Raw genomic sequence first — 25,567 nt, forward strand, 5'->3', positions numbered from 1 at the left:
CTTAGAGCAGGCCCGTGATCTTGCCGTGGGTGCGCTCGTTGCCGTACGCGAGACCGACCTCGCCGTACAGCTGCGTGCGGTCCTTCGCGCCGGTGCGCGCGAGCGGCTCGGCGAAGAAGTGGCCCTTGCCCGGGATCTCCTCGTACACGGGCATGCACTGCTCCAGGGACACCACGGCGAGCTGGTCGGCAGGCATGTGCCGGTCCAGCATGATGTTGAGCGTGCCGAAGTCCGTCTCGATCGTCTGGACGCGGACACCGCCGACGGTGCGCGACTGCTCCTGGTAGTTCTTGTCCGTGACGAAGATCTTCGTCAGGGCCCGCTTCTGCGTGCTGTTCGTCAGCAGGGTCGCGGTCTCGGACTCCTGGATGCCGCCGTTGTCCCATGCCATCTGGAGCAGGTCCAGGACCATGTCCTCGGTCAGCGCGGCCGCCGGGGCGTTCGCGATGACGTTCGTGACGATGGCCTCGAGAATGCCCCGGGTCCGGCGGGCAGTGAGGTTGTTCGCGGGCTTCAGGTAGGTGCCCTGGATGAAGCTGAACTCGACGTCCCTGACCATCTGCTTCAGCATCTGCTCGACCTGCCAGTCGAGCTCGTTCAGGATGGTGTTCCGCTCGGCGTTGTTGATGCCGGCCTTCGCCTGCGTCGCGGCGAGCTTCGTGTAGCTGACGCCGACGGTCTCGTGGTGGATCTGCACGATGTTGTCGACGCGCGCCCGGACGCGCTCTTCCTCGCCGGGGGCGTCCGCGCCTTCCAGCTTGGTGTTCTGGCCTGCGGCGCGCAGGTCGTAGGTCTGCCACTCGAACTCGATCGCGTCGGTCTGCCCACCGCCCGTCAGTCCGCCGATGGCGGAGAAGAACGGGGTGTCCGACGGGGTGAGCTGGTGGAGGATGCCGGTGTAGTTCGGCAGGTTGTACGTGGTGCCAAGCGCGGTGATTCCGGCCATGGCCACTCTCCTTCTGTGTGATGGGGCGCGGCCATGTGCCGGCCCGGATTACTGCTGGGCTGCCTCGACGGCGGCGAGCTTGGAGTTCTCCAGCTGCATCACCCGGCGCCAGTTGCCGTCGGCCTTGGCCTGCGCGATCTCCTTGTCGAGGGACGGCGCGGTGTCGCCGGAGCCGCCGCCGAGGTCGCCTCCGGAGCGTCCGGGGCCCTTGGCGGGGGCGAGCTTGGCGAACTTCTCGACGGCTGCCTTGATGGCCTTGTCGTTGACCGTGCCGTCCTCGCCGACGAACTTGCCGAGGTCGATGAACTCGGCGAACTCGCTGAGGTCGACGCCTGCACGGGCGGCTGTGGCTTCGAGACGAGCCTGAGCGATCTGGGGCGCTGCCTCGGAGAGAGCGGCCGTGCGGCCCTGCTTCTCTGCCGCGGCGACGGCCTTCTCCTGCTCGGTCATCTGCGAGGCCTTGAGCGCGGCGAGCTCGTCCACCGCGGTCTTGTTGGCCTTGGCGCGGTCCTCCCACTTGCGGGCCTCGGCCTTCCAGTCCGTGCCCTCGCCGCCCTCGGCAGGCGGGGCCGGAGGAGTAGCCGGAGGTGTCGCGGGCGGGGTGCCCGGAGGAGGCGGGTTACCGGCGGGCGGTACGGCCGGTGGCGTTCCACCGGATCCGCCTTCGCCCTCGCCGTTGCCACCCGCGATGGCGTAGATCGGCGAGCCGTTGCGGCGACGACCGAGCACGTCCAGCGGGGAGTGCGTAGCGAGCGGGTGCTTGAAAGGGAACTGCATGGTGTTCTCCCGTGCGGGATAATCCGGCGGTCGCCGTGCGGCGGGTGCCGGGAAGCGTGGTGCGGACCTGTGTCGTTTCCCCGTTTCGGGGAAATCGGTCGGCAAGTGGCCCGGGCTTGTTGAGCGGGTCCGCGCATGGCTCCGCGGTTCGGACCAGTAGCTGCGGGGCCTTGTGCTCCGACCAGACGTCAGCGAGCGGCGCCGATCTGTTCGCGCTGCGGCTTGCGGCGCAGGTCCGGGTGCGCGGCCACGTTCTTGCGGGCCTCGGCCTGCCACTTGCGCACGAACTGCCCTGCGCGGCGGCGCGCGGCCTCGTCCATGGCTGCGGCCTGGCGGCGCTTCCACGCGCGGATGTGCCGCTCGATGGCCCGCTGCCGCTGCGTGTCCTCGTACGTCGTGCCCGGGGTTCCGTGGTGCGGTGGCCGCGTGGTCACGCCCGGCAGGTAGGCGCTGAGGCTGTGGCGGCAGTTCGGGTGGAACAGCCCAGCGCCACGGGCCTCCAGCAGGGAGCCGACGACGTGCACCGGGACTGTGCGGGTCGGCGAGAAGAGGCCGCCGTCCTGGATCGCGTGCTCGGCCTGCACGGTGCGCGGTCCGGGTGGTCCGTCGAGGGAGAGCACTTCGCCTTCCCACGGGCGGCACAGCTCGCACTCCAGCGGGGCGTCCGAGACGATGACCAGCCCGACGCCGAGCTCCGCGAGCACGTCCGTGTGACCCTCGATCGCCGCCCGGGCGGTCACACTGCGCACGGCCATCTCCGCGTACGCGCCGAGCTCCCAGTTGCGGCCGGCCGAGTCGGTGAACCCGGACACGCCACGACTCGCGAACCGGTTCAACGCCTGCTGGCTGGCCTGCCGTCGGGTCATCGTGCCGAGCAGCACGCTCGCGGACACTCGCGTGACGGTGTTCCGGAAGAAGTCGACGACCGCGCGGGTGATGCGGGCGTACAGCGGGCGCGTGTCGGCCGCCCACGATGCGGCGAGCCGATCTACGGCGGGTGCGTTCGGTAGCTGGCGGCGGGCCTGGAGCTCGCGGCCGATGTCCAGCGCGCCGAGCTCGGCAACCGCGGCCTGGCGCCCGCGCCCGTACGCGGTGGCAAGGGCCTCGGCAACAGCCCCGTTCGCGTCGGCCTGGAGCGCCTCGGTGACCTCCTCGACCGCCGCGCGCAGGTCACCGATGGAGCGCAGCTTGATCTCCGCCCACAGCGGCGACTCAAGACCGTCCTCGAGGGCCTGGCGCAGCTTGTCGATCAGCGTCAGCTCCGCGTCGTCATACAGCTTGCGCACGGCGGCGGCGAGATTCTCGGCCATCGCGGGCGACACCGGCATCGGCTACCCCCCTTGCGGCTCGCCCCCAGGCGCGGGGAATCCCTCGCCACCGGTCAGCACCGGATCGGCCATCGCGGACTCGTCCGTGATACGCGCGACCTCGGCCTTGACCCACGTGTCGTCCTTGCCTGGGTTCACCAGGCGCACGAGCGTCTCCCGGGACGCGGCCCTGGCCCGCTCCAGCAGCTCCGCCGTGGTCGCCAGCTCCCCGAGACCCTCGCTGATGGAGTCCTGGAACTCCACCTCGGGCGGCTCCGCGTCCAGGCCGCGCACACCGAACAGCGGCCCGGCCTCCACCGCGAGCTGGGCAGCGAGCGCATCCGCGATGGCGGGCTGCCAGTACAACGCCTTACGCGCGCGAGTGATCAGCGACCTGCGTTCGCGGGCCTTGATCTCCGTCGCGGTGACGGCCTGGCCCTCGCCGTGCTCCCCGAACGTGCTCGCGGAGTAGCCGGCCTGCCGTGCGGCTTCGGCGACGAGCGCGGAGCAGGTGTCCATGTGCTGCTGCACGCGGATCTCGAACTGGACGACTTCCAGCGGGTTGGGGTCGCCGGGTCGCTGGAGCATCTGGAGTCCGGAGTAGACCCGGCGGTCCTCGTTCCAAGCGGCACCCTGGCCGGGGCCGAGGGACTCCAGCATCGAGTTCGGGACGACGATGCGGCCCTTGCCGTTGATGATGTCCCGCATCCAGCTGGACCAGGACTCGTCCAGGGCGTCCATGATTCCTTCGATGCCCTGGAAGTCGGACTGTCCCCAGTACGCGGCGGCCGGGATGTTCCTCCAGGCGCGCGCCGGGCGGACGTTGGGCGCGTACGACGCGGTCAAGTGCTTCGGCGCCCCCGTGTCGATCCAGTCCTCGGACGTGATCTCGCGGGCGATCGGCTCGGTCTCCGGGTGGTCCTGGAGCGGCACACGGCGACCGAGCATCCCCGGGGTGCCGACGTACAGGGCATGGAGGATCCGGCCGCGCTCGTGGCGCTCCAGGTGCCTCCACACCGTGTTCCCGTCGACCTCCACCACACGCCAGAACGTCGCCGCGCGCAGCCTGCCGTACGCGAACTCGGGCACGGCCTGGTCCGCAGGCACGGCAGTCAGCCACGGCCGGTCGCTGATCTCCTCGTCCCATACGAGCCGCAGGTACGCCCCGCCGAGGGCGGCGCATACCTCGCCGCCCTCCAGGAGCGTCGGGTGCAGCTGCTCGGACAGCTTTTCCATCCGCTTCTTCGTGGCGTCGTTGGAACCGATCAGGGTCGGGGGCTCGGAGAACAGCAGCATCGAGCTCGTGCGGGCGATGTCGCCGGCCAGCGGGATGTGGAGCTTCTCGCGCTTCTGGCCCGGTTCTGTGGGCTGGCCCCAGAACCAGCGGGACAGGGTGCCGATGACGCCGCCGCGGTACTGACTTGGCCTGTTCTCGGGGAGTTCGCGCACGCCGCGGTTGAGGTAGCGGTCGGTGAGCCGGTCGGGCTCGGAGGAGTACCAGGCGTCCCAGTCGGCGAGGGCGTTCTGTACGCACGGGTCGGTGGGCGGCCACGCGATATCGCGGTCGGGCAGGGGCATTACGCGGCCACCTCCAGGAGCATCGGGATGTGCGGCCGCCACAGGGCCTCAGTCGTACGCACGCCGTACCGGAGCGCGTCACAGGAGTGGTCGTCCTGCTTGATGGGCTTGTCCTCGCCCTTCTCCGCCGCCTCGTCGTCCCAGGAGTAGCCCGGGACCTCCTCGATCAGCCCGACCGCCGACTCGTGCACGAATAGCCGGTTCGCCGCGAACAGCGAGCCCACCGTCCGGATGCCGTCCAAGACCGTGTTCTCCGCCGGGACCACGCCGCTCACGCCGTCCCGGTGCAGCTGCTCGATGTACGACGCAGCCGAGGGGTCCACGACGGTGAACTCCGGCTGCACGCCGAGCACGTTGGTCTGCGGCTGGGCGACTCCGGCGAGCCACCGCCGGCGCGCCTGGCTGTATTCGGTGTCGGTCTTCTTTCGCCGCTCCGCGCGGGAGTCCCACCGGTACTCGGAGACGACGTACAGCCGCTGATCCGCGCCGAGGCCGATGAGCAAGTCCGAGTAGGGGTTGGTCGTGCCGTAGTCGATCGCGTCGCACAGCCACCGCTGGATGTGCGGGACGTCCTTGACGACGTGCCGCTGCTCGTCGAAGGCCTCGTAGATGGCGCCTTCGGCCTGGACCCAGTGCCCGAGGATGTTGCGGCGGTAGAACAGGCCGACGTACGTGCTCTTCAGCGACGCGACGTACTCGGGGTCGAGGAACGGGTTGTCGTCCAGGGTGAAGTGCCAGGAGCGGAGCCGGGTTTCGGCCGGGCGCTTGAGGTAGTCGCGGCGGAACCAGTGCGCCGGGTTGTCCGGGTTCGTGGTCGTGAAGATCCGCGCACCCTTGACGGAGCAGCGTGCCACGAGCTGGTCGAAGAACGTCTTCGGCAGGGTCGTGGCCTCGTCGACGTACGCCCCCGCGCAAGTCATGCCGCGGACCTTCGGTTCGGCCTTGGCGTCGTTGGCGCCCATCATGTGCACGACGCGGCCCATGATGACCGCGACCGGTGCGCCGTTGTTGTAGCTGACCTGCTTTGCGAGCGGCCCGAAGATCTCCGGGTTCGTGAGCGGGGCGATCACGTTCCGGTACAGCGAGTCCCGGGTGCGCCCGACCATGACCAGCTCGCCGCCGGTCGGCGCGGACGCTACGAAGGCCAGCCACGCGAGGAGTGAGGCGATGGTCTTGCCTGAGCGGACGCTGCCCTCCCACGCGTTGATGCGCGCCTCGGCCTGGACGATGGAAATGATCTGCTTGCGGGACAGCGGGAGCGCATCAAGGAGACTCACCCTCCGCCTCCTCGCCGCCGGCCTCCTCGTACGCCGACTTGAGGCCGCGCATGAGCTGGCCGAGCATCGAGCGGGCGTCGTCGGCGCCGGCATCGTCGGTGGGCGGCACGAGCTTGAGGGACTTCTCGACGGCGATCCCGGCCGCGGTCATGAGTGCCTTCTTGTCGATGGCTGGCGGCTCGTCGACCTCGCGGTACTCGTAGGTGTTGTCCTTGCCGCCGAAGTTGTAGATCAGGGCGGGTGCCCACACCTGCTCGGTGAGCTTGAGGGCGTCGTCGGTGAGGGCGTCGGCGAGGATGGCGCGCTTCTCGGCGAGTTGGGCGACGCGGGCGCGGGTGGCGTCCTCGGTCATCGTGGTGTCGAAGACGAGGCCGAGCTCCTGCGCGATGACGGAGACGGTGCGTTGGGCGCGGCCGATCTCCCGGGCGATCTCGTTGCGGCCCATGCGCAGGGCGTGCAGCTCGCGTACGCGCTCGTAGTCCTCTTCGGTGACGGGCCGGTTCTGGTTCGGCACGGGTCACCTCCGGGCATGCGAAAGCCCGGCCCCCAGAGAGGTGGGCCGGGCCAGTTGGTGGGGTGTGGTGCCGGTCAGGTCACGGGCACTCGTACGGGGTCGCTGAGGAACTGCGTGTAGGTCACGTGCGTGGGCGTGAACTTCCCCTTGCCGGTGACGACCCCGCTGATGTTCTCGCCGGGGGCCAGGTCCACGGCCTCGAGCTGGTTCTTGTCGGCCGCCAACTCCTGGGAGTGCTTCGTGCCCTTGCTGTCGGTGATGGCGAAGTACAGCGGGTTCACGTCGATCGTCTCGTCGCTGTTGTTCGTGACCGTCACCTTGACGCTGGTGTAGTTGCCGCCGTCGGCGAGGATGCTCGCGGTGAAAGCCGTCTTCTTCGCAGTGACCTTGATGGGCGTCTTCGGAGCGGGCGCCTCTTCCTCTTGGGGCTCGTCCTGCTGCGGCGCTCGGGTCTCCCTGACATCGGCGCTCGCGGTCGTGTCCTTGTCGTCCTCCGGGGCGATGCCGTTGTTGACCACCCCGAACACGGCGATCACGGCGACCGCACCCAGGACACCAGCCACGATCCACCCGCCGGCGTTCTTCTTCGGCGGCGGCGGGGGTGGCGCGCCCCACCCGGGTTGCTGGCCGGGCCAACCAGGTTGCTGAGGCTGCCCTCCCCAACCGGGCTGTTGCGGCGGGTACTGCGGCTGGCTCATGGCGCCCCCCTGGCGATGTGCGTGCGAGGGGCAGGAATCTAGCTGATGTAGGGGAGTTGTGAAGGTGATTGGGGGGCTCTGTGACGCGCAGGTGACATATGCCGGATACGCGAACAGCCCCCCGGGTGTCGGAGGGCTGCTGGTGGTCCTGTTGTTTCCGGGCATGCCGGATCTGCGGCCCATGCTGAGGGATGATCGCGCGGAATGCAACTACGGGCGTAGTGCGGCCCCGCAGTGAAGGGGGACGTGAGAACGGGCCGGGCACGGTTGCACCCGAGTGAATCCCCGCCACCCCTCACCCCCAGGCTGCCCGTGCCCTAACCTCACCGCACACAGCAAGGGGGGTTACTCATGCGCCACCGCACCACCATCACGGCGCTCGCAGCCGTCATCCTCGTCCTCACCGGCTGCACCAGCAGCAACGACGACGCCGACGCCGAGCCCAGTAGCAGCGCAAGCAAACTGTCCACGGACTGGATGACCAAACTGGAAAACGCCACCAAAGCCGACAAAGCGATCTGCAACGAAGTCGGCGACGAAGCATGCGCAGAACACCTCACCGACATCGCCCTCGTCGTCACCGACGTTGAACTCGCCATCGACGAAGCTGGCGGGCTGGACGCGTATCCGCGGTCGATGAAACAGATCGACCAGATCAACGAGGCCGTGGATGCCTACACCGAGCATGAGTGCCTCGGCGACGAGAACGCCGGTATTTCGGGGTCGCCTTGTCCAGACGACGCCCGCACGATCATGACGGGTGGGGCAGCGTTGCAACTCGCGCTGGAGACGGACGAGTCGAAGGCGGGCTGACGCGCGAAGGCCCCGCCGCTCGGGGGATCGCGGCGGGGCTTCAGGGGGTGCCGGGCGTTACCCGGCGCGCAGCCTTCAGGGTCGCAGGCGCTACTGGTCGTCGTCCTCGTCGAGCGCGACCTCAACCTCTTTGATCTTCCCGCTCGTCGACAGCTCCGCGCGGATCGGGTTGTCGCCGGGGATGCCGGCCTTCCTGGCGGCCTGGACGAACTCGGCGAGCTCGTCGAGGGTGAGGTCTTTGTCTTCACCGGTGAAGCGCAGCGCGGCGGGCATGGGCTCATGATGACGCAGAACGGCCCTGTCGCGAGGGGGAGTTCGCGGCAGGGCCTTCGAGGCGGGGCTAATCGCAGGGGAAGTGTGATGCGGGGTAGTGGCCGCCGCAGTTGGCGCAGTAGTACGTGGTGTGGTCGATGCCGAGGGCTGCGAGGAGGCGCCTGATCATGGTCCCTTCACCTCCCCTCGCAGGATGCTGAGGGCGTCGGTGAGGTGGTCCTCGAAGGCCTCTTGCTTGGCTCGGTCGACGCGGTTCACGTAGTCCTGGAGGCGCTGCCGCTCGTCCTCCTCGTCGGCACCCTGCTCCTGAGGAACGGGCCTGCCGTGGGGATGGACGATCCTCCCCGACTGCCCAAGCAACTCGACGGTCACGCCCTGTTGGTTGGTTGGTTGTCCCTGGTCAACAGGCTCAACAGGGGTTTCGGAGGAGGGGTGGGGGAGGGGCGGGATGTCGTCCTTGTGTACGCCCACACCCGTCGTGTCCGCAACGCGGACGGCCCGACGGATCCTGATGTTCAGCTCCTCGAGGACCGCCCGCGTCGCCTCAACCGAAAGGCAGAGTTCCGCTGAGAGAGCGGAGAGGAACACGTTGGGGGCGGCCAAGAAGTGCAGCGCCCGGATGACCTCCGCTTCCGTGAGGAGTGCCTCCTCTTTGGGCTCGTCGGCGGGCTCCGGGCGGCGCTGGGCGATCCACCTGCGTGCCTTCTGCCAGCCGAGCGTGCACAGGATCCCGACGATGACGTAGGCGATCTCGGGGAACACGGCGACGAGGCCCCAGACCGCGAGCCCGGCGACGAGGGTGAGAATCGCGCGCGCCACGCTCTCGCTCATCCCGTCCGGCTCCCCCGCCGGTTCGGTCTCCTCGGCCTCAGTCTCCGGCTGCTCCCCCGCGGCGCTCACGTGAACGTCCCGGTGAAGCCGACACCGAGCATGTTGACCGCGCTCCCGAGCGGCACCGCGGCCGCGCCGGCCACGCTGCCGGACAGGGCCAGGCACATGCCTGAGAAGACTCCGGCGCCGAGCTTCCCGTTCGGGACCTTGGGCGCCCACTTCCACAGCGCGATGAACACCAGCGTCAGCAGAAAGACGATCACGAACCCGCCGTCGGTCAGCACGACGGGATTGCCGCGGACGACGATCGGGGAGTTGCCGCCGACACCCCAGACGAGGCCTGCGTATCCGGCGACGTTGGCCACCCAGATCAGGGCCCAGGTGACCAGGCCGAGTGCGGACCAGGCAGTGAACGTGGCGAGAGCGGCGAGCATGCCGTAGATGAGCGCGAGGACGAAGGGGAGCAGGGCGGTCCACTGGTGTTTCTCTTTGAACCACCAGCGGATGAGGTACATGAGGATGATGCCGACGCCGATGGCGACGCCGCCGAGGTTGATCACGGTGTACGGCATGGGTCAGTGGCTCCAGATGGCGACGACGTAGATCACTGCGAGGGCGATGAGGGCGACGGTGCGCGCGGCGGGAAGCAGGTGCGACCGTGGTGTCCGGCGGGGTGCGATCACGCAGAGGCCGGCCGCGGCGAGGAGCGCAGAGGAGGCGAAGAACGCGGCGAGCGGCACGGCTACGCCCCAGCGGTCGCGCTGAAGCGGGCGCGCACCCGGGCGCGGATCGCCTCGGCCTCTCGGTGCAGCAGCTGCCGCGTGACGTCCTCCGCGGGCGCTTTGTACGAGGCGGCCAGGAGGTTCAGGTCCTGCCGGAGTTGCGTGTCCTCGGCGAGGGCGAAGATCGGCTTGGCGGGTGCCGCATCGGGTTGCGCATCGTCGGGCGGGTCCTGACGCAGGGCGTCCAGGTCTCTGCGCACGGTGTCGGGAGATACACCCAGCTCGGAGGCGATCTCTGCCGGTTTCATGCCGCGGTCGGTGAGGTGCGCGACGACGATCCGGCGGGTTGCACGGGACAGTGCAGTCACGACGCACCGCCAGCCTCGGCGGGGGTGATCGGGTGGACGTCGTCGCGGTGGTCCTGCTTCTCGTGACTGGCCTGGGCTGCGGCGTAGTCCGCGGCCGCGCGCCGGAGCAGCTCGGCCGCGCTGGGGGTCGGGTCGGTGTCGACGGGCTCGCTCATCACAGGCCCTTCGCGGCAGCGCGCAGCTGGGGGGCGTACTCGCCGCGGGTGGTGTTCACCGGGGGCGGCATGACGGCGTACAGGCGGGCGAGGCTGTCGCGGCAGACGACCTCGGGGAGCGTCCGGAGGATCGTGTCGGCTGCGATGTCGATGGCGCGCTCTCGGGCGAGGCCGGTCATGGGCTCGGCGGGGTCCATCTCGAGCAGGCGCGCGGTGACGATCAGGGTCTGGGCCGCGTAGCTGGGCTCGGTGAGGAGTACGCGGAGGCCTTCGTCTACGGGATCCGGCTGGGTAAGGTCGGGCATTGCCTGCCCTTTCGTCAGAGTCAGGGTGGGTGCCCCCGGCCCACATGGCGCGCCAACGCCGGACCGGGGGTTTTGTCGTTGCCCGATCGACCGTAGCGAGAAGTGTGGACAAAGTCCACACCTCGCGTAGAGGATGACCCATGCCCGAATCCCCCGAGCGGCCACAGCCGGAGAGGGAGACCATGACCATCCCGAAACTTGCCGAGCGTGTGGGCAAGAGCCGCACGCTGATCCATCGGCTCGCCACGAACCCCGCAGAGGGCTGGCCAACGCCGGTCTTCAGGCCGGGCAGTTCACGGCCTGAGTACGACGTCGGCTGGTTCGATCAGTACTGGGCGGAGAGGCAGGCGGGGATCCGGCAGGGCAGGCGTACGGATCTGGAGAAGCCGGAGGAGTAGCCGCGCGTGACGAAGGCCCTGCCGTTGGGAAGCCGGCAGGGCCTTCGTGCTGTCCAGCCCAAGCTACGCCATGGCGGCCTGCTCGGACCAGATGTGCCCGCACTTCGTGCAGTGCGCGACCGGGGTGGCGCCGGCGCCTCCGTGGATCTCGATGCGGCCGCCGCAGCTCGGGTACGGACACGGCTCGGTGATCGGGGCGACGCGTGCGGCGATGTCGAGGGCACGCTCTACGCGCTCGGCCGCGCCCTCGGCCACCTTGCCGATCTTCCGCTCCTCGTCCTCGGTCAACCTGCGGCACGGGCCCGGAGCGTGCTCGACGCGGGCGAGGAGCCACAGCGCGGCGTACGGGGCGGTGCGGCGGCCGGTGTACCTCCAGCGCCGCGGGTCGACCAGTTCGGCCTTCGCCTGCTGAATCTGGCGGGCGCGGTCCTCCCAGGCGAGCCGCTCCGCGCGGGTGCGGGCGATGGCAGCGCGCTGCGCGCGAGGCATGGCCATGGGGTGGCGCTGCGCGGCGTGGGCGATGTCGTCTGCGCACTGGACAAGGACCGTTTCGACGATGCGCATCGTGTCGAGGATCGCGAGGCGCACGGGCACGGGGCGCTCGCCGAGCTGGATCGGGTCGCGCTCCAGGGTGCGCAGGTGCGCGGCCTGGTGGCGTTCGTACTCCAGCTGCTCGGCGTCGGCTTCGTCGAGGCGGGCGAGGTAGCCGCGGAGGCCGAGGCCGAAGGCGCCGAGCTGGGCGGGTTGGCCGGCGGCTTCGTGGAGGTCGGTCCAGTGGAGGGCGATGGTGCGGAGGTGGTTCGCGGTGGTGGTCATCGTGCGCTCCGTGTGCTGGTGGGGCGTATGGTGATCAGCACCGAGGGGGCGCGCCTTCCTGTCTGGCCGGACGGGGCGCGCCCTTCGTCGTGCGGTCAGCCGGTGATCAGGTCGGCGATCGCGCCGATGACGAACATGAGGCAGATCCAGCGCGGTACGCCGGTCTCGCCGGTGAGCCACTGGCAGGCGGTGCGGATCTTGGCCATGTCAGTGCTCCTTGGGCTCGTCGAGGGCCGCGCGGACCCGTGCGGCGGACACTTGGGCGTGCTCCCAGTCGTAGGGCGCGAGGACCTCGCGGACCCGTTCGACGGCGGCCTCGGCCGGGCCGGGCGTGCGCACGGCGTCGCGCATCTCGCCCCAGGGCAGCGTGCGGATGCGCTCGTACTTCTCGTCGGTGGTGTGGCCGTCCCACTGCGCTCGGGGGTCGCCGAAGTCGACGCGCTCGACGTGGTTGAACAGTTCGACGTCGCGCGGCGAGATGTGCCACGAGAGTTGGCGGCCGGCCACGGTGAGGAAGAGCAGGTGCCATCCGTCTTCGTCGTCGATGTCGAGCGCGGGGACGAGGACGGCGTTCGACGCGTGGAGGGCGGCGAGCCAGGCGAGGAGGTGGGCGCGTTCGCGGTACGCGCCGTCCCGCTCCTCGGTGAGGCGGTTGATGTCGCCCTGCTGGTCGAGGAGGGTCTGCGCGACGCGGGTGTGGTCGAGGTACTGGCTCACTGCTGGCCTCCGTTGATCGCGCGGGCGATGGCGAGCGGACCGTGGACGATCGCGGCCAGCTGCTCACCAGTCAGCGCCGGGGTGTCACGGAGGATGTCCTCGGCGGTGTCGGCTTCGGTCTCCAGCAGTTCGGCGAGCGGCTCGCGGGCGTGCAGCAGGGCCGACACGTCGTCGTTGGAGTAGCGGACGCCGATGAAGTTGTCGCTGCGGAGAGTGCGGGCTGCGGTGCGCAGCTCCTCGGGGATGGTCACAGGGTCTGGTCCTTCCGGGTGCAGTGCTCGGGGTCGTGTTCGGCGCCGGCGGTTGCGGCCCACCCGTCGCAACACCAGCCCGCGGCGAACACGGCCTGGACGCCGTCCTCGACGGGTGTGGCGGCGCGCGGTCTCGTGGCGGCGTCGAGCTGCGCGTGGGCGAAGCGCAGTTCGTCGCGGAGGTACGAGTGGTGGGCTATCGCGGTGGCGAAGGCGACGGCGGCCGCGGCGAAGAAGGCGGCGTAGTGGAGCGCCTCGTGCTGGTAGCTGACGACGGCGCAGCGCAGGAGGACGCAGGCGATGAGGGCGTACAGCGCGGCGAGGGCGTGTGTGAAGCGGCGCGTCATCGGTTCCTCCAGGGCTGGCGCATCCAGTGGGCGAGGGGCAGGCCGGCGGTGAGGACGACCACGGCGACAAACGCGAGGACGGCGATCACGTCGGCCTCCGATCGATGGCCTCGATCCAGTTGACGGCGACGGCAGCGGCCTGGACGAGCTCGGCGCGGAGCTTCGCCGGGTCCGACTCGGCGAGGGCCTCCCACACCTCCTCGAAGAGGACGTGGCACCACGTGCCGTATCCGGAGGCGAACGCGTCCTCGCACGCCATGCGGGCAAGTCCTGCGGCTTCGCGCTGGGGCTTGCTGCCGGTGCCGTCGGGGTGGTTCTGCTCGCCCCACTTGGCGTCCTGGCGGGCGCGCTCGGCGCGGATCTCGGCGAGCACCGAGGAGAGGCCGGCGGGCTCGTCGGGGAACTCGGCGTCGAGCGCGGCGACATCGGCGGCAGCGGCCTCCAGCTCGGCCGCGGTGAACGGCTGCTCCTCGTCGGCCGTAAGGCTCGGCTCGGCGATCTCGTCGGCATCGCAGTCGATCCCGTCAGCGACCGTGCGCATCGCGACGCGCAGCCCGGTGTTCTTGCACTTCGCGGCTCGGTCCCGCACCCGCTGCGCCACCTCACGCCACACGGTGGCCCGGAAGACGATGGAGGGCTGCTCGGCGGGGATCAGGAAGACGCGGTCAGTGGAGATCCACTTCTCCGAGCCCACAGGGACGGTGAAGGTGTGGCCGGACTTGTCGACTCGGACCTTCACCTGTCCTTTGCCGATCTTCAGCACGGGGCCGACGATCGTCGCCTGGTAGCGGCCGGACGTCGTGCCCCCGACGGTGTCGCCGGCGCGGACGGTGCGGCCGATGGCGTCTCGGGTGGTCTCGCTCATGATCTTGTCCTTCTGTGCGCGTGGGTGGGCGGAACCGGATGAGAGCGGTACGGCTGTGGTTGGTGTGGCGGGTGCTGTTGGCGCGACGCTCGTCCTCGTCCCCTATAGGGCGGGGGACGAGGGACGAGGTCGCTTGACGTCGTCCCGACTTCGTCCCGGACGAGGTGGGACGAGGTGGTTGGGGGGTGTGTTTGTGCTGGTGGGAGGGGGTGTGACTTCGTCCCGTGATGGTGTGTCAGGTCGGGACGAGGTCGTTTCCAAGATCGGGACGAGGTCGGCGAGGCTGTGACCTGGGAGTTTGCCGTTGGGCGTGTGATCTGACGGTGTGTCACGGGACGAGGTGGGACGAGGTCGGCTGAAAATCGGGACGAGGTGGGGACGAGGTCGCTCATGCCGCTTCTCCGTCCGCTTCGGGGAGCCGGTGGAGGGTCGCTCCGCGGGGTCCTCTCTCGGCGACGACGCGGCCGGTGTGGACGAGCCGGGTGAGCGCGCGGCGGGTGACGGAGGCGCGGCCGGGGATGAGTTCCTCGAGGGCGTTCTTGCTCATCGGCTCACGGTTCTTGGTGAGGATCTGGAGGACCTTGTCCTCCCGTTCCTTGATCTCCTGCTCCTCCTGCGCTGCCCTCTCCTCGTCCGCGGTGCGGTCGACGGGCTCTTCGGTCCGCTCGATCGGCGGGAAGAGGTGCGCGGTGGCGAACTGGTCGCCCTCGGAGCGGATGACGAGGTCCGCGAACCAGTGCATGGGGTTTCGGCCGCCGGGCAGGGCGTGCTTGCGGATCTGTGCGGGCCGGTCCTTGGCGATGCGGAGGCGTGAGCGGCCTTCGGTGTTGATGCCGAAGGGGCGGACGGCTTCGAGCATGTACTGGACGCCGTCGACGGCGTTGAGCTTGTGGACGCCTCCGAGGGCGTAGCGGCCGCGGTTCTCGTTGTTCTTGACGACGTGGTCCAGGGGGACGACGGCGGCCCCGGTGTCGGCGAGGGGGCGCAGGAGCATGCGGCCGAACTTGGCGATCTCGGTGTTCTCTTTGAGCTCCAGGCCGAGCATGACCATGGCCTCGGTGACGCCGTCGACGACGATCAGGGAAGGCTGGAGGGCGCCGATGCGGTCGATGAACGAGCGCAGCTGCGCGGGCGCGGGGGTGGCGCCGGGGCGGACGTAGTGAAACCTTTCGGCGATGTCCTGCGGGGTGGCGCCGATGAGGAGGAGGCGGGAGACGACGCCTTCTTCGGAGTCCTCGAAGTCCATGTAGACGACGTGGCATCCGCGGTTGATTTCGACGAGGCAGGAGACGAGGGCGACCCACGACTTGCCGGCCTCGGACTCGCCCTGGATGCCGTTGACGCGGCCGGGGTAGAACATGCCGATTCCGTCGTCGCGGGCGCCGACGACGGGTTGCGCGGGTTTGTGGGTGCCGTCGAGGACGGGTGTGAGGTCGGAGAAGCCCCACCCTGTGGCGTCGGTGGCCTGTGGGGTGCGGGGCTGGGTGGCTTCGGCGAGCTCGTTGCGGACGTGGTCGAGGACCTCGTCGAGGTCGCCTTCGCCGGAGCGTACGAGGTTGGCTGCGCGGTCGGTGGCTTCGATGACGCGGCGGCGTACGGCTGTGTCGCGGACGATCTCGGCGTAGTACTCGGCGTTGGCTGCGGTGGGGACCTTTTGCACGAGGGTGTGCAGGTAGGAGGCGCCGCCGACTCTGGCGATCTCCCCCTGTTTGGTGAGCTCGGCGCCGACCGTGATGGGGTCGACTTGTTCGCCGCGTACGGCCATGCTGACGATGGCTCGGTAGATCGTCTCGTGTGCGGGCCGGTAGAACTCGGGGCCTTCGAGGCCGACTTCGATTACGTCCGTGATGGCGCGCTCGGACAGCAGCATTCCGCCGAGGACGGACTGTTCAGCATCCAGGTCCTGCGGGGGGACCCGTGTGAAGCCGTCGTCGTCCGCCGTGTTGCGCGGGATCTGGCGGACGTTGCTCACGTGTGGGTCTCCTCGGAAGAGCGTGGTGGGGCGGCGGCGGTGCAGGAGGAGGCGCCGCAGGCGGGGAGGCGGGAGTCGACGCCGCCCCACCTGCGGGCGCTCGTCAGGCTGGGGAGCCGTTCAGGATCGGCGTGTCGATGCCGTCGGCGATCGCCTTGAGGACGTCCGCGAAGGCGGCCTTGGCGCGCTCCTCGGGCTGCTCCAACTTGAAGCCGAGCGTGAGCTGGCTGCGGTCCAGCCGGTACTTGAAGCGGGCGGTCATCGAGTAGGCGTCTGCGCCCTCGAACGGAGGGACCGCGATCTTGAAGGTCTCGGGGATCGCGATGTCGCCCTTGCCGCCGGCGGTCGCCTTGGTGTCCTCGACGTACGCGAACTTCCGCTCGCCGGACTGCAGTCGTGTGGACGACTGGAACTCGGCTTTCGTGGTGGCCTTGATGGACTGGGCGATCTCCAGCATGGTCGCGGCGTCCGGCTCGACGAGGTTCGGCAGGTGGTCCTCGAGGAAGTTCGCGAACCGCTCCTGGTCGACGAGCTTTCCGTCCAGGTCGGTCCATTCCTGCCAGGCCTTGGTGCGGCGCAGGGCCAGGACGAGGCGGTGCTCGGCGAAGCCGGGCTCGTCCTCGGCGTGGGCGTCGAGGACGGCGGTGACGGACAGCCGCTCGACGTCGGAGTAGACCTCGGTTGCGTCGATGTCGCGGTGCTTGCCGTAGTAGGTGAGGAAGCTGTCGGCGTCGCGGACGGTCGTGGTGCCGGTCTTGCGGGTCACTCGGCCGGTGTGCTCGGGGCCGGTGAGGTCGAACTGGTGGACGCCGCCGTCGGCGGTGGCGACGAGGTAGATGCCGCCGGGCTCAACTTCCTTGGGGTCGAGGGCCTGCTGTGCGAGGGCGGCGACGGCCTGGACGCTGGTGTCGGTGTTGGTCATGTTCAGAGTTCCTTGATCTCGTTCTTGGTGGTGGGCAGGTCGCGGACGTCGAAGGACGCCAGTTGACGGGGGTCGTTGCGGGTGGGCCGGCCGTCGTCGTCGACGAAGTACATGGCGGGCGGGGCGATGGGCCGTGGCGCCTTCAGGTCGGACTCGACGGTGACGAGGACGGGCGCGCCGTCGACGTGGCCCTTGGGGGGCTCGACGACGACCTTCACGGTCAGGGAGCCCTTGCGGCCGTGTTCCTGGACGGCGGTGAGGAGCTCGCGGAGTTCGCCGCTGATCTGGTCGTGGGCTTCGCCGCGGCTGTGCTGGACGAGGAAGACGGCGAACTCGTCGTCCTTCTGGGCCGGTTCGGTCTGCTGCTGGGTCATGTGCTGGTAGTGCCTTTCTGTGACGGGTGGTGCGTTTGTGGTCCGGGCCCGCCCCTGTCAGGGGGGAAGTTGGGGCGGGCCCGGTGGCGGCCGCGGCGTGAGGGCGCCGTGAGCTCGGCCGCCGGTCAGGTGGTCAGTCGTCGCAGTCGTCGTCGAGGTCGACGTGCACGCCGCCACGCGGCTTGGCCGGCTTGGCCTTCGACGCCTTCGGCTGCGGGGTTGGCCGCTCGGCGGCGACGAGGGCGAGAGCGTCGACGTCGCAGTCGTCGTCCGGGTCCTCACCACACGCGGCGAGCAGCCCGAGAGCGAGGACGGCCGCGACGGCTGCGGCGAGAGCGCGGAGGCGGGTGGGCTTCATCGGGTGGTGTCCTTCCGATTCACCGCGGCCTGTGCGGCGCGGTAGGTGTGTGGGTTGGAGCGGCGCTTGCCGGTAGCGATGGCCTTCTGGTCGAAGACCGCGGACGCGGCGATCGGCGACGGGGGGAGAGTGTTGGGGGGCGGGCCGTAGCCGGGCTGAGGTTCGTGCTGCCCGGCCTCCGCCCATGGGCTGTGCGTGTTGCACTTCCAGCCGGTCAGGTAGAAGCGGACGGGACCGGCGTGGTCGCCGGTGAGGCCGTCGCAGGGCTCCGGATCGCGGGCGCTCACACTGCGGCCTTGGCTCGGCGCTGCAACTCCTCGTACAGGCGGCGTCGCCCGGTGGGCGTGAGCCCGCCACGGATGCCGTACCGCCTGCATTTGCCCGTGTTGCCCTCGGCCTCCATCGCGTCCTCCAGGCACTGCTGACGGACGGGGCAGGTTCCGCAGAGGGCCTTCGCCTTGTGGATCTTCGCGGCGCTGGTGCCGGGGAACATGGCGTCCGGTTCGTCGCCGCACGCGGCCTGGGCGTGCCAGTTGCCGCCCTTCACCGCGTCACCGCCTGGTCCTCGGCGCGCCACCGGTTCACGGTGCGCGGCGTGACGCCGACCCGTGCTGCGATCTCCGGAGCGCTGCACTTGCGTGCGGTGAGGCGCCAGCACGCGATGCGGGCCTCGGCGCGGGACAGCGGCGGTAGCGGCCGGAGCCCTTTCACGACGCGCTGTACGGCTTCCTCGTCCAGCTCGGCGTGCGCCGGGCGCGGTGGGCGGGTCGACGTGTAGCGGTTCGGGCGGGCGATGTGTTCGAGGCGGCGGGCGGCTCCGCGGTAGGTCTTGGCCTGGCCGCGGTCCGGGTCGGTGTCGGCCAGGGTGCGGAGCAGTGTGGCGAGGCGTCGGGCCTGCGCGGGTCCCTTGAGGCGGAGGGTGATCTCGATCATCGGGCCACCACCTCGTTGTCGAGCTCGTCGAGGGCGAGCTCCTCCATCGGTTGGCGGCGGCCGGGCTGGTCCTTCCGCGCGGTCAGCCGCCAGTACTTCCGGCCCCGGGGCAGCTGCTCGGCGAGTACCGGTACGGCGCCGACCATGAGGGAGAGGTCCCACAGGGCGTTCCACTCGGCCGGTGGGAGGGCGCCGGAGCGCTTGCACTGGACGAAGAGGATCTGTCCGGTCTTGATGGCGACGAGGTCGATCTTCGACTTCGACCCAGCGGTGCGGAGGACTTCGTAGCCTTGCTCGCGGAGGTGGGTGCGGACGCGGTGTTCGAGGTCGCGGCCGCGGGCGTAGTTGCTGCGGGGCCGGGGCCCGGCCGCCGTGGTGGCGGCCGGAACCTCGGGGGTGAACAGACCTGGCACGGTCACTGTTCTGCGCTCCTCGTGATCGTGAAGTGGCCCTCGTCGCAGCTGAACGTGCCGTTGCCGTGGAGCACGACCGCGACGTCGCCACCGCACCCACGGCAGTTCCGGATGGCCTGCGGTGCGATGTCGCCGTGGGCAGGGGCCTCGGGAAACACGGGCAGGTGAGGACGAAGGAGGCTGTCGAGGGGCACCTCGATGCGCTCGCGTACGACCCCCGCGCGGCGCTTCCCGGTACCGGGCGCACAGAACTGACGGATCAGGCGAAGGGGGCTCACAGCAGTCCCTCTCTTCCTGCGGCGCGGGCCAGGTCCTCGGCCACGGCGTAGTCGTCTTTGAGGTCGATCTCGGCGCGCTGCAGCTCGAAGGCGAGGTCGCCGAGGTTGTAGTCGCCGCCGTGGTGGTTGGCGACGACGAGCCGGGCGATCGTCGACCGGACGGCCGCGTACGCCTCCTCGGTGTCCAGAAGCCGCCGCACCAGCGAGGGCAGCGCGACCACAACGAGCCGCGCGCCCCGGTCCTCGACCCGGTTGGCGCGGCGCGCGGCCGTCAACGCGTCGAGGACGGCGTGGGGCTCGGCGGGGACTGCGAAGCCGAGCACGGTCCGGATACCGGCGAGCTGCTCGGAGGTCATGGGCGTCATGACTCACCGCCCTCGCGCGGGGCCGGGATCAGCGGCCACGACCCGTCGATGACCTTGTTCGGGTCGCCGCCCTGCTCCGCGGTGGCCTTCGTCCGGAACCACTCCTGAAGGCCGGCCTGCTGCTCCGCTCGCCACGCCTTCTGTGCGGCGAACAGCTGCTGCGGGCCCATCGCGCCGAGCTGCCGGGCGTACTTGGCGAACTGCGCCTCGGCGATCAGCAACGCGGCGAGCGCGTCAGCCTCGGCCGTGTGCCAGTCCTCCAGGACGACGCCGTACCGCTCGGCGGTGGGCTTCAGCTTCCGCATCCCCTTGCCGCGGAGTCGCTGGACGCACTGCCGGTCGATGACGTGCGGGTCCACCAGCGGCAACGCGCGGACGCCGGGCAGCCGGTCGGCCATGGACGGCAGCCCGTAGCGGGCCAGATCGCAGGCGAGGACCGTCCAGTCGAACGACAGGTTGAAGGCAACGACCGGCATGCCGTACCGCAACGCGGCGGCCAGGTTTTCGGCGATGTCGTCGAGGGCTTCCTTCGGGTCGGCGCCCTCGGCGGCCTTCTCGTCGGTGATGCCGTGGACCTCAGTTGCCCCCGGCGGGATCGGAACACCGGGGTTGATGAGCCAGGACATGTCCTTGTCGTCCCGGCCTCCGCCGCGTACGACGAGCGCGGCGGTGACGATGCGGTCTTCGAGCGGGTTCGGGCCGGTGGTCTCGGTGTCGAAGCCGAGCTTGCGGATGTCGGCGAACTTCACGCGACCTCACCGGCCTTGACCGCGGCGAGGTAGGCGTTCATCTGGGCGACCGTCGCGGAGGACGGGTGGGTGCCGCCGTTGCGCTTGGCGAAGCCGTGCTCGACCTGCTCCGTGTTCAGGCCGTGCGCGCCTGCGGCGGCGATGACCTGGAACCAGATGTCTTGGACCTCGGCCGGGTCGTCGTTGACGATCTCCCCTTCGTAGACCTCGCCGTCCTCGGGCGGAGCGTCGCCGTAGTCCGCCGGGTTGAGCTGCCGCTGGACGTCGTCCGGGTGCGGCTGGTCCTGCTGCTCGGACGGCCCCGCCGCAGGCTTGCCCAACCCGATCGCCTTGATCTGCTCCTGGTAGGCGACAGGCGCACCCGCCTGCTTGGCCGCCTGGAAGATGGCCAGGGCCTCGGCCTGAGTAGCGGCCTCCTTCGCTTCGAGGAGGTAGTCCCGGTCAGGCCCCGGAGCGTTGCCCGGAGCCGCCGCGATTGCGGCCCGCTCGGTCGTAGTGACGGCGGCCGGGGCCCCGGTGATCTGTCCGGCCATGAGCGCGGCCGGGGTGATCTCCACGTCGAGCGTCGGGACCAGGAAGCGGGCGACCTGGTCCTTGACGATGGCCGTCTTCTCTTCCATGCCGAGCCAACCGGCGACGTATCCGCCGGCCTGCGCCAGCAGCTCGGCGGCCGGGGGCAGGGTGACGGCGGCGTGGTAGCCCTTGGTGATGAGGAGCCACTGGCCGAGGGCCGGGACGTCGCGCAACATCACGTTCACGCGGGTCGTAATCTTGCAGTCCCGGTTCTCCGGGTCGCACATGCACGGCCGGTCGGACTTGTGCTCGGTCTGCCCGTCGCATCGGCGCTGGCACTTCGAGCCTGCGTACAGCTCGTACCACTGGGAGACGGCGTCCAGGGGCGGGATGAGGACGGGGAGCCGGTCGGCCTGCGAGTACACCTCGAACTCGCTCGGTCCGCCGTTGGCCGGGGTCCAGGGCTTGACCTCGCCGCCGTACAGCTCGGCGACGCTGGCCAGGATCTCCCTGGAGGGGCTGGTGAAGCGGAACTTGTCGAGCTTCGCCGGGCGGGTGTAGGCGTTGCCCTTCGCGGACACGCCGGAGACGACGTGACCGATCCGGATCTCGCCGAGCTGCCGCATGCGGCGCTGCAAGTCGATGATGGGCATCAGGCAGCCCTCTCCGTGAGCGTGGGAAGGGTGAGGGCGGGACGCACGACCGTCTTCGAGAGGCCGGAGGCCCACTCGGCGGCGTCCTTGATGGTCAGGAAGGCGCCGAACACGTCGTCGTCGGCGACGGTCGGGATGAGCCGGTAGCCCTCCGGCCGCAGGTGCAGCACGACCCCGGCCCAGAACGTGGCGGGCATCGGCACCTTCGAGCCGTCGCGCAGCCACGCGACCTTCGCCTTCCGGTACGCGGACATCTGCAAGGCGGCCTCGGGGTAGACGCCCTTGACGTCCAGCTCGCCGCCAGTCTTGGTGTCGCCCATGAACACGGATTCCGCGGGGACTTCGGTGTCGAAATACGCGGCGAGCGCCGCGGCGATGAACGGCGACTTCACGAGGTAGTCGAGCTTCCCCGCGTAGCCAGCCTTCTCGTTGCCGACGACCATCTCCGAGGCCTCGAAGGTGACTTGCCACTCCTCGACGAAGCGGAGGAAGTGGTCAAGGAACGGGGTCAGCTCCGGGTTGGTGAGCAGTTCCTCCGGCATCGGTGTGCCGAGGACCTTTGCCTCGATCAGGTCGTGGACGGCGGTGCCGACGTCCTTGCGCTCGTCCTTCTTGCGGGTGTGCGCGCGGCGGAGCCAGTCGTAGGCCTCGGTGCGCTGGTCCGGGAAGAGCGACGAGCGGACGAGGTACGGGAGGTTCGCCATCGCCGTCTCGGCGGTGATGTTCCCGGCCCAGAAGGTGAGGGCGTCGCCCTTGGCGCATCCGAGGTTGAGGATGGTGGTGACCCGGCGGAGCTTGAGGTCGGTGCCCTTGACGCGGTACCAGCCGGCGGAGGGCTTGGGGATGCGGTCGGCGCCGGTGGGTGCGGGGGCTGCGGCCTTGCGGCGGCGGCCGGCGGCCGGGGCCGAAGCCCCGACCTGCGCGGTGGTCGTCATCAGGCGTTACCGCCCTTCCAGGTGTTCAGGGTGAAGACACGGCCTGTCGGCCGGTCGTGCAGCGTCAGGAGCCCTCGGTGGGCGCGCTGGGAGAGGAAGTTGCGGGCGTCGGAGCGGTAGAGGCCGCGGTCGTAGCGGGCGAGGTAGAGGTGCTGGACGCGCTTGGGGGTCCACTCGCCTTGCCACTGGCGGATCGCGGAGTCGAGGACGTTGTCCCAGTCGTCCGGCCAGGTGAGGGTCTTCTTGGCGGGAGTGGCCGTCGTCGCCGGAGCGGTGGCCTTCTCCTCGGTGGGCGTGGTCTGCTCGTCGCGGGCGCTCACTGGCGCTCACCTGCCTGCGCACGCTGTCCGGCGAGGAGGGCACGCAGCTTCTGCACCTGCGGCCTGACGTCCTCGTCATGCGCGGGGTCGACCGCCGGACGGCCGCACTCCTTACAGTTCGGCAGCCGCCTCTTGGCGTCGCTCTCGCCCTGGTACTCCGCCTCGAATGCGTGCGGCTCCACGGCAACAGCACCGACTACCGCGTACGCGATCGGGTCCTCGCCGACCGGGCGCTCGAACTCGGCGAGCCTGGCCCGCAGCTGCGCGGCCTCCGCCTCAACATCCAGCAGACGGCGCAGAACCGGGGCCATCCGCTCACCCATGTACGAGGAGAGGTTCAGGCAGTAGAAGTCCTCCCACGTGGGGTGCTCGTGGTCGCGGCGGTTGCGAATCGCCTTACCGAAGGAGACGACCAGCTCGGTGCTCGCGGGCTTGGCGTCCCCGAGCTGCTCGTCGAGCGCCGTGCGCTGCTCGGGAGACAGCTCGGCCGGGGAGGCGTTGAACCGCTCGCGCAGCCGCGCCAGCTCGGCCGCCGTCTCCGGCGACATCAGGAGCTGCGCCGACTCCAGCGCGAATGCGGCCTGCGACGACAAGTCGTACGCGTCACCGTGCAGCCATGCCGCGTCGATGACCTTCTTCGCCGCGAGGACGAGGGGCGAGATCGTCACGCCGCCACCGCCGTCGCGTCCGAGACGACCAAGCCCATCGCGTACACACGGATCGTCGCCCCGAAGGCCGGCGCCTCGAAGTACAGCTCGACGTCCGGGCCGATCTCGCGGGAGTGGACGAGCACGGGGGCCGCGCCGAGGGCCTCGCGCCACGCCTCCAGCGCGACGAAGGACTCGGCCTGGATGTTCACTTGGTCCGGGTAGTGCTGGCTGAAGGTGAGGTACGCGGGCTCGAACTGGGGGAACTGGTCGGCGAGCGCAACGGCGGCGCGGAGCGCGGCCAGCTGCGAGCCGAAGGCCTCGCGCGGGACTTCGGTAGTCTCTGTGGTCATCGGTGACCTCGTTTCTCGTGTGTCGGGGCGCCGGTCGTGGGGTCGCCAGGCCGGGCAAAGTCGGGCGGCCCTTCGGCGCGTTCAGGGGGAGTCAGGCAGTCGGCGCGAGCGCGCTCTGCTTCGCGTGCCACGCCTCGCACTTCGGGAGGGAGAAGCGACGCCCGCGGCCCACGAAGGGCTCCTCGGGCATCCCGTCCTCGATCCACTTGAGGACGGTCCAGTCCGAGACGTCGTAGTACGTCTCGATCTGCTTCTGGGTCAGCAGGGGGATGAGACCGGCCGGCAGGGGGGCGACTCGGTCAGTCTTCTTCGGCATGGGACCTTGACCTTTCTACTGTCACAGTCAAATGTGGGGGCATGGCAAAGAGGTCCTGGAGGGGTGCGTTCGTCCTCCGGTGCAGCGCTTCGGCGATGCGCCAGGCCGTTTCCATTTCGCACCGGTCGCGGGCGGTCTTGCCACGTCCGGTGAGGCGTCCGACGGTGGCCGGGCTGACGCCCTTGCCTGTCGGATCCACCTCCTTCGTCGCCTCTGCGAGCTCCGGACCGGAGAGGCCGGCGGCTCGCATTGCGGCTCTGAGTGGCTGGCCTTCGCCCTTGCGGTGCAGCTTTGGCATGTGGACCCCGTGCCGGGTGGTGGCTGTGTGACACCCCCGGTTTGGGGTGCTGTGACATTTCTACAGTCACAGTCACAACATCGTCAACGGTTTCGCCGAGACTCACCGAGAACCGCCGAGTAGCCTGCGGTCTTCGAATAGGTGTTCTATTCTCTCCGCATATGCAGTTCACCACGGCGCGTGGCGGGGAGGTCGCGCGCTGCGATACATCGCGCCATGCTTCTACTTTCGCTTGCGAAAAGTAGAAGCGGACGGGCAATCTGAGCGCGTGGAGAACGAGGAGCAGTCCGCCGAGACGTTCGCGGAGGTGCTCGCTGAGCTGATGGCCGAGTACAACGCCAGCGGCAGCGACATCGCGCGAGCCATCGACGGCTCCCCGTCCACGGTGAGTACCTGGCTGCACGGGAAGCGAACCCCGCGCAACGATGCGATCAGGAAGATCGCCGACCGGTACCCGAAGTACAGCGTCAAGCGCCTGACGGACGCAGTCGGCCGCAAGGCGCCGGCACCACTTACCCCTGACCGCAGGGAGCGGGTCCTCGACATCTTCGACCAGCTGACGGAAGAGCAGCAGGAGATGATGTTGATTACAGGGAAGGCGCTCGCGGACAGCAACCGCGAGCAGAGCTGACATAGCGTCATAAACGCGCGTACAACCCTTGCCTGGGCTGAACGGTCTCAGTCAAACGGACTCAATCACTCTCGGTGATTCTGCGTGCGCGGAAATTGCACAGAGTGGTCGCATATTCCACCAACTGGGGGTAGTTTCGAGCGCACGGCCGATGTCCTCCCCCTTTGGCCCTCGATAGCCACACGTGTATCCGGGGGGACCGCCATGTGCATCCGCGTCCAGTACGCACCGCGCCACGAGCTCGACGAGCCGTGGGACGCGTCCCGCCAACTGATCACCATCCCAGGCGAGTTGAAGGGCAACTTCGCCCTTCGAGCCGTCCGCGCCGTACTCACCGAGCTCGACATCGAGCAGGAAGAGGACGGCGCACGGTGCTGGTGCGGGGAGCTCATCAGACTCCTCGCGTACATACCTCAGCAGCGAAGGAACGACGAGGTGATCAACCTTGGCGCCTAGGCCAGAGCAGATCCCCAGCCGCACGTGCGGCTGTTGGGAATGCCTCATCGACTACCCGCCACAGCAGTTCGGCGAGCGGCCTCCCCAGGACGCATGTCAGGGCAAGTGGCAGGTCCGCTGGCG

40 protein-coding genes are annotated in these 25,567 nt (G+C 69.6%); 4 read left to right on the top strand and 36 right to left on the bottom strand.

The genetic code is table 11. From position 1 onward, the window contains the following. Position 1: 1 nt before the first annotated feature. The 7 genes from GAS53_RS28775 to GAS53_RS28810 all read right to left on the bottom strand — a co-directional run bounded on the left by GAS53_RS28775 (position 2) and on the right by GAS53_RS28810 (position 6,962). Positions 2–946 carry an SU10 major capsid protein gene (locus GAS53_RS28775; RefSeq protein ID WP_151480630.1) on the bottom strand — a complete coding sequence of 315 codons (945 nt, stop codon included), beginning with the start codon at positions 944–946 and terminating at the stop codon, positions 2–4. Positions 947–994: 48 nt separating this feature from the next. Then, positions 995–1,723: a hypothetical protein gene (locus GAS53_RS55365; RefSeq protein ID WP_192583329.1), complete on the bottom strand. Its 729-nt coding sequence runs from the start codon at positions 1,721–1,723 to the stop codon at positions 995–997. A 188-nt stretch (positions 1,724–1,911) separates the two neighbouring features. Then, positions 1,912–3,051 carry a phage minor capsid protein gene (locus GAS53_RS28790; RefSeq protein WP_151480632.1) on the bottom strand — a complete coding sequence of 380 codons (1,140 nt, stop codon included), beginning with the start codon at positions 3,049–3,051 and terminating at the stop codon, positions 1,912–1,914. Positions 3,052–3,054: 3 nt separating this feature from the next. Then, positions 3,055–4,608, bottom strand: a complete 1,554-nt coding sequence (locus GAS53_RS28795) for a phage portal protein (RefSeq protein ID WP_151480633.1) — start codon at positions 4,606–4,608, stop codon at positions 3,055–3,057. Next, the gene (locus GAS53_RS28800) at positions 4,608–5,885 is read right to left on the bottom strand and encodes a PBSX family phage terminase large subunit (protein WP_225859141.1); all 1,278 of its coding nucleotides are present in this window, start codon (positions 5,883–5,885) and stop codon (positions 4,608–4,610) included. The genes GAS53_RS28795 and GAS53_RS28800 overlap by 1 nt, the downstream gene beginning before the upstream one ends. After that, positions 5,872–6,399 carry a hypothetical protein gene (locus tag GAS53_RS28805; protein WP_151480635.1) on the bottom strand — a complete coding sequence of 176 codons (528 nt, stop codon included), beginning with the start codon at positions 6,397–6,399 and terminating at the stop codon, positions 5,872–5,874. The genes GAS53_RS28800 and GAS53_RS28805 overlap by 14 nt, the downstream gene beginning before the upstream one ends. Positions 6,400–6,473: 74 nt before the next feature. After that, positions 6,474–6,962: a DUF4352 domain-containing protein gene (locus GAS53_RS28810; protein WP_225859142.1), complete on the bottom strand. Its 489-nt coding sequence runs from the start codon at positions 6,960–6,962 to the stop codon at positions 6,474–6,476. A gap of 486 nt (positions 6,963–7,448) precedes the next feature. On the opposite strand from GAS53_RS28810, the gene GAS53_RS28815 reads away from it, so the two are divergent. Continuing rightward, on the top strand, positions 7,449–7,910 hold the full coding sequence (locus tag GAS53_RS28815; RefSeq protein ID WP_151480637.1) for a hypothetical protein: 462 nt from the start codon (positions 7,449–7,451) through the stop codon (positions 7,908–7,910). Positions 7,911–8,000: 90 nt separating this feature from the next. Here the strand turns inward: GAS53_RS28815 and GAS53_RS28820 are convergent, their stop codons facing one another. The 7 genes from GAS53_RS28820 to GAS53_RS28840 form a co-directional block, all read right to left on the bottom strand. Continuing rightward, the gene (locus tag GAS53_RS28820) at positions 8,001–8,183 is read right to left on the bottom strand and encodes a hypothetical protein (RefSeq protein ID WP_151480638.1); all 183 of its coding nucleotides are present in this window, start codon (positions 8,181–8,183) and stop codon (positions 8,001–8,003) included. 165 nt (positions 8,184–8,348) lie between these two features. Then, positions 8,349–9,083 carry a hypothetical protein gene (locus tag GAS53_RS28825; protein WP_151480639.1) on the bottom strand — a complete coding sequence of 245 codons (735 nt, stop codon included), beginning with the start codon at positions 9,081–9,083 and terminating at the stop codon, positions 8,349–8,351. Then, a complete protein-coding gene (locus GAS53_RS28830) occupies positions 9,080–9,586 on the bottom strand; it encodes a hypothetical protein (RefSeq protein ID WP_151480640.1) in 507 nt (168 codons plus the stop codon). Before GAS53_RS28830 ends, GAS53_RS28825 begins: the two co-directional genes overlap by 4 nt. A gap of 3 nt (positions 9,587–9,589) precedes the next feature. After that, positions 9,590–9,754, bottom strand: coding sequence for a hypothetical protein (locus GAS53_RS55370; protein WP_192583330.1), 165 nt, complete (start codon positions 9,752–9,754; stop codon positions 9,590–9,592). A gap of 2 nt (positions 9,755–9,756) precedes the next feature. After that, positions 9,757–10,104, bottom strand: a complete 348-nt coding sequence (locus tag GAS53_RS28835; RefSeq protein ID WP_151480641.1) for a helix-turn-helix domain-containing protein — start codon at positions 10,102–10,104, stop codon at positions 9,757–9,759. Continuing rightward, the gene (locus GAS53_RS55375) at positions 10,101–10,259 is read right to left on the bottom strand and encodes a hypothetical protein (RefSeq protein WP_192583331.1); all 159 of its coding nucleotides are present in this window, start codon (positions 10,257–10,259) and stop codon (positions 10,101–10,103) included. The genes GAS53_RS28835 and GAS53_RS55375 overlap by 4 nt, the downstream gene beginning before the upstream one ends. Continuing rightward, positions 10,259–10,564: a hypothetical protein gene (locus GAS53_RS28840; protein ID WP_151480642.1), complete on the bottom strand. Its 306-nt coding sequence runs from the start codon at positions 10,562–10,564 to the stop codon at positions 10,259–10,261. Before GAS53_RS28840 ends, GAS53_RS55375 begins: the two co-directional genes overlap by 1 nt. Positions 10,565–10,704: 140 nt before the next feature. On the opposite strand from GAS53_RS28840, the gene GAS53_RS28845 reads away from it, so the two are divergent. Continuing rightward, entirely contained in the window at positions 10,705–10,962 is a 258-nt protein-coding gene (locus GAS53_RS28845; RefSeq protein WP_225859143.1) for a hypothetical protein, read from the top strand. A 63-nt stretch (positions 10,963–11,025) separates the two neighbouring features. Here GAS53_RS28845 and GAS53_RS28850 read toward each other — a convergent pair whose 3' ends face one another. The 22 genes from GAS53_RS28850 to GAS53_RS28960 all read right to left on the bottom strand — a co-directional run bounded on the left by GAS53_RS28850 (position 11,026) and on the right by GAS53_RS28960 (position 24,059). Continuing rightward, entirely contained in the window at positions 11,026–11,778 is a 753-nt protein-coding gene (locus GAS53_RS28850; RefSeq protein ID WP_151480643.1) for a BRcat domain-containing protein, read from the bottom strand. 207 nt (positions 11,779–11,985) lie between these two features. After that, complete coding sequence (locus GAS53_RS28855; protein WP_151480644.1) at positions 11,986–12,495, bottom strand: hypothetical protein; 510 nt, start codon at positions 12,493–12,495, stop codon at positions 11,986–11,988. Next, a complete protein-coding gene (locus GAS53_RS28860) occupies positions 12,492–12,746 on the bottom strand; it encodes a hypothetical protein (RefSeq protein WP_151480645.1) in 255 nt (84 codons plus the stop codon). Before GAS53_RS28860 ends, GAS53_RS28855 begins: the two co-directional genes overlap by 4 nt. Then, positions 12,743–13,093: a hypothetical protein gene (locus tag GAS53_RS28865; protein ID WP_151480646.1), complete on the bottom strand. Its 351-nt coding sequence runs from the start codon at positions 13,091–13,093 to the stop codon at positions 12,743–12,745. Before GAS53_RS28865 ends, GAS53_RS28860 begins: the two co-directional genes overlap by 4 nt. Before the next feature lie 85 nt (positions 13,094–13,178). Beyond that, positions 13,179–13,958, bottom strand: coding sequence for a hypothetical protein (locus GAS53_RS56590; RefSeq protein WP_225859144.1), 780 nt, complete (start codon positions 13,956–13,958; stop codon positions 13,179–13,181). Between the two features lie 388 nt (positions 13,959–14,346). Beyond that, complete coding sequence (locus GAS53_RS56595; RefSeq protein ID WP_225859145.1) at positions 14,347–15,930, bottom strand: DnaB-like helicase N-terminal domain-containing protein; 1,584 nt, start codon at positions 15,928–15,930, stop codon at positions 14,347–14,349. Between the two features lie 103 nt (positions 15,931–16,033). Further along, complete coding sequence (locus GAS53_RS28885) at positions 16,034–16,852, bottom strand: DUF2303 family protein (protein WP_151480647.1); 819 nt, start codon at positions 16,850–16,852, stop codon at positions 16,034–16,036. Between the two features lie 2 nt (positions 16,853–16,854). After that, positions 16,855–17,226: a hypothetical protein gene (locus GAS53_RS28890; protein ID WP_151480648.1), complete on the bottom strand. Its 372-nt coding sequence runs from the start codon at positions 17,224–17,226 to the stop codon at positions 16,855–16,857. Between the two features lie 133 nt (positions 17,227–17,359). After that, positions 17,360–17,584 carry a hypothetical protein gene (locus tag GAS53_RS28895; protein WP_151480649.1) on the bottom strand — a complete coding sequence of 75 codons (225 nt, stop codon included), beginning with the start codon at positions 17,582–17,584 and terminating at the stop codon, positions 17,360–17,362. Continuing rightward, on the bottom strand, positions 17,581–17,871 hold the full coding sequence (locus GAS53_RS28900) for a hypothetical protein (RefSeq protein ID WP_151480650.1): 291 nt from the start codon (positions 17,869–17,871) through the stop codon (positions 17,581–17,583). The genes GAS53_RS28895 and GAS53_RS28900 overlap by 4 nt, the downstream gene beginning before the upstream one ends. Further along, complete coding sequence (locus GAS53_RS28905) at positions 17,868–18,161, bottom strand: WhiB family transcriptional regulator (protein WP_225859146.1); 294 nt, start codon at positions 18,159–18,161, stop codon at positions 17,868–17,870. Before GAS53_RS28905 ends, GAS53_RS28900 begins: the two co-directional genes overlap by 4 nt. Then, on the bottom strand, positions 18,128–18,517 hold the full coding sequence (locus GAS53_RS28910) for a hypothetical protein (RefSeq protein ID WP_151480651.1): 390 nt from the start codon (positions 18,515–18,517) through the stop codon (positions 18,128–18,130). Before GAS53_RS28910 ends, GAS53_RS28905 begins: the two co-directional genes overlap by 34 nt. Next, positions 18,514–18,936 carry a restriction endonuclease gene (locus GAS53_RS28915; protein WP_225859147.1) on the bottom strand — a complete coding sequence of 141 codons (423 nt, stop codon included), beginning with the start codon at positions 18,934–18,936 and terminating at the stop codon, positions 18,514–18,516. Before GAS53_RS28915 ends, GAS53_RS28910 begins: the two co-directional genes overlap by 4 nt. After that, positions 18,933–19,208, bottom strand: a complete 276-nt coding sequence (locus GAS53_RS28920; protein ID WP_151480652.1) for a hypothetical protein — start codon at positions 19,206–19,208, stop codon at positions 18,933–18,935. Before GAS53_RS28920 ends, GAS53_RS28915 begins: the two co-directional genes overlap by 4 nt. Continuing rightward, entirely contained in the window at positions 19,205–19,573 is a 369-nt protein-coding gene (locus GAS53_RS28925; protein WP_151480653.1) for a hypothetical protein, read from the bottom strand. The genes GAS53_RS28920 and GAS53_RS28925 overlap by 4 nt, the downstream gene beginning before the upstream one ends. Then, on the bottom strand, positions 19,570–20,322 hold the full coding sequence (locus GAS53_RS28930) for an exonuclease domain-containing protein (protein WP_225859148.1): 753 nt from the start codon (positions 20,320–20,322) through the stop codon (positions 19,570–19,572). Before GAS53_RS28930 ends, GAS53_RS28925 begins: the two co-directional genes overlap by 4 nt. Next, the gene (locus GAS53_RS28935) at positions 20,319–21,488 is read right to left on the bottom strand and encodes a recombination directionality factor (RefSeq protein ID WP_151480654.1); all 1,170 of its coding nucleotides are present in this window, start codon (positions 21,486–21,488) and stop codon (positions 20,319–20,321) included. Before GAS53_RS28935 ends, GAS53_RS28930 begins: the two co-directional genes overlap by 4 nt. After that, entirely contained in the window at positions 21,488–22,423 is a 936-nt protein-coding gene (locus GAS53_RS28940) for a hypothetical protein (RefSeq protein ID WP_151480655.1), read from the bottom strand. Before GAS53_RS28940 ends, GAS53_RS28935 begins: the two co-directional genes overlap by 1 nt. After that, positions 22,423–22,743, bottom strand: coding sequence for a hypothetical protein (locus tag GAS53_RS28945; RefSeq protein WP_151480656.1), 321 nt, complete (start codon positions 22,741–22,743; stop codon positions 22,423–22,425). The genes GAS53_RS28940 and GAS53_RS28945 overlap by 1 nt, the downstream gene beginning before the upstream one ends. Further along, on the bottom strand, positions 22,740–23,411 hold the full coding sequence (locus GAS53_RS28950; RefSeq protein WP_151480657.1) for a hypothetical protein: 672 nt from the start codon (positions 23,409–23,411) through the stop codon (positions 22,740–22,742). The genes GAS53_RS28945 and GAS53_RS28950 overlap by 4 nt, the downstream gene beginning before the upstream one ends. Next, positions 23,408–23,743 (bottom strand): hypothetical protein, encoded by a 336-nt coding sequence (locus GAS53_RS28955; protein ID WP_151480658.1) that lies wholly within the window; start codon positions 23,741–23,743, stop codon positions 23,408–23,410. The genes GAS53_RS28950 and GAS53_RS28955 overlap by 4 nt, the downstream gene beginning before the upstream one ends. A 91-nt stretch (positions 23,744–23,834) precedes the next feature. After that, positions 23,835–24,059 (bottom strand): hypothetical protein, encoded by a 225-nt coding sequence (locus tag GAS53_RS28960; protein ID WP_151480659.1) that lies wholly within the window; start codon positions 24,057–24,059, stop codon positions 23,835–23,837. A 566-nt stretch (positions 24,060–24,625) separates the two neighbouring features. Between GAS53_RS28960 and GAS53_RS28970 the strand changes: the two genes are divergently transcribed. Together GAS53_RS28970 and GAS53_RS28975 are read left to right on the top strand one after the other, a co-directional pair. Next, positions 24,626–24,988, top strand: a complete 363-nt coding sequence (locus GAS53_RS28970; protein ID WP_151480661.1) for a helix-turn-helix domain-containing protein — start codon at positions 24,626–24,628, stop codon at positions 24,986–24,988. Between the two features lie 204 nt (positions 24,989–25,192). Continuing rightward, positions 25,193–25,444 (top strand): hypothetical protein, encoded by a 252-nt coding sequence (locus tag GAS53_RS28975; RefSeq protein ID WP_151480662.1) that lies wholly within the window; start codon positions 25,193–25,195, stop codon positions 25,442–25,444. Positions 25,445–25,567 lie beyond the last annotated feature (123 nt).

The organism is Streptomyces albicerus (assembly GCF_008905045.1).
Classification (GTDB): Bacteria; Actinomycetota; Actinomycetes; order Streptomycetales; family Streptomycetaceae; genus Streptomyces; species Streptomyces albicerus.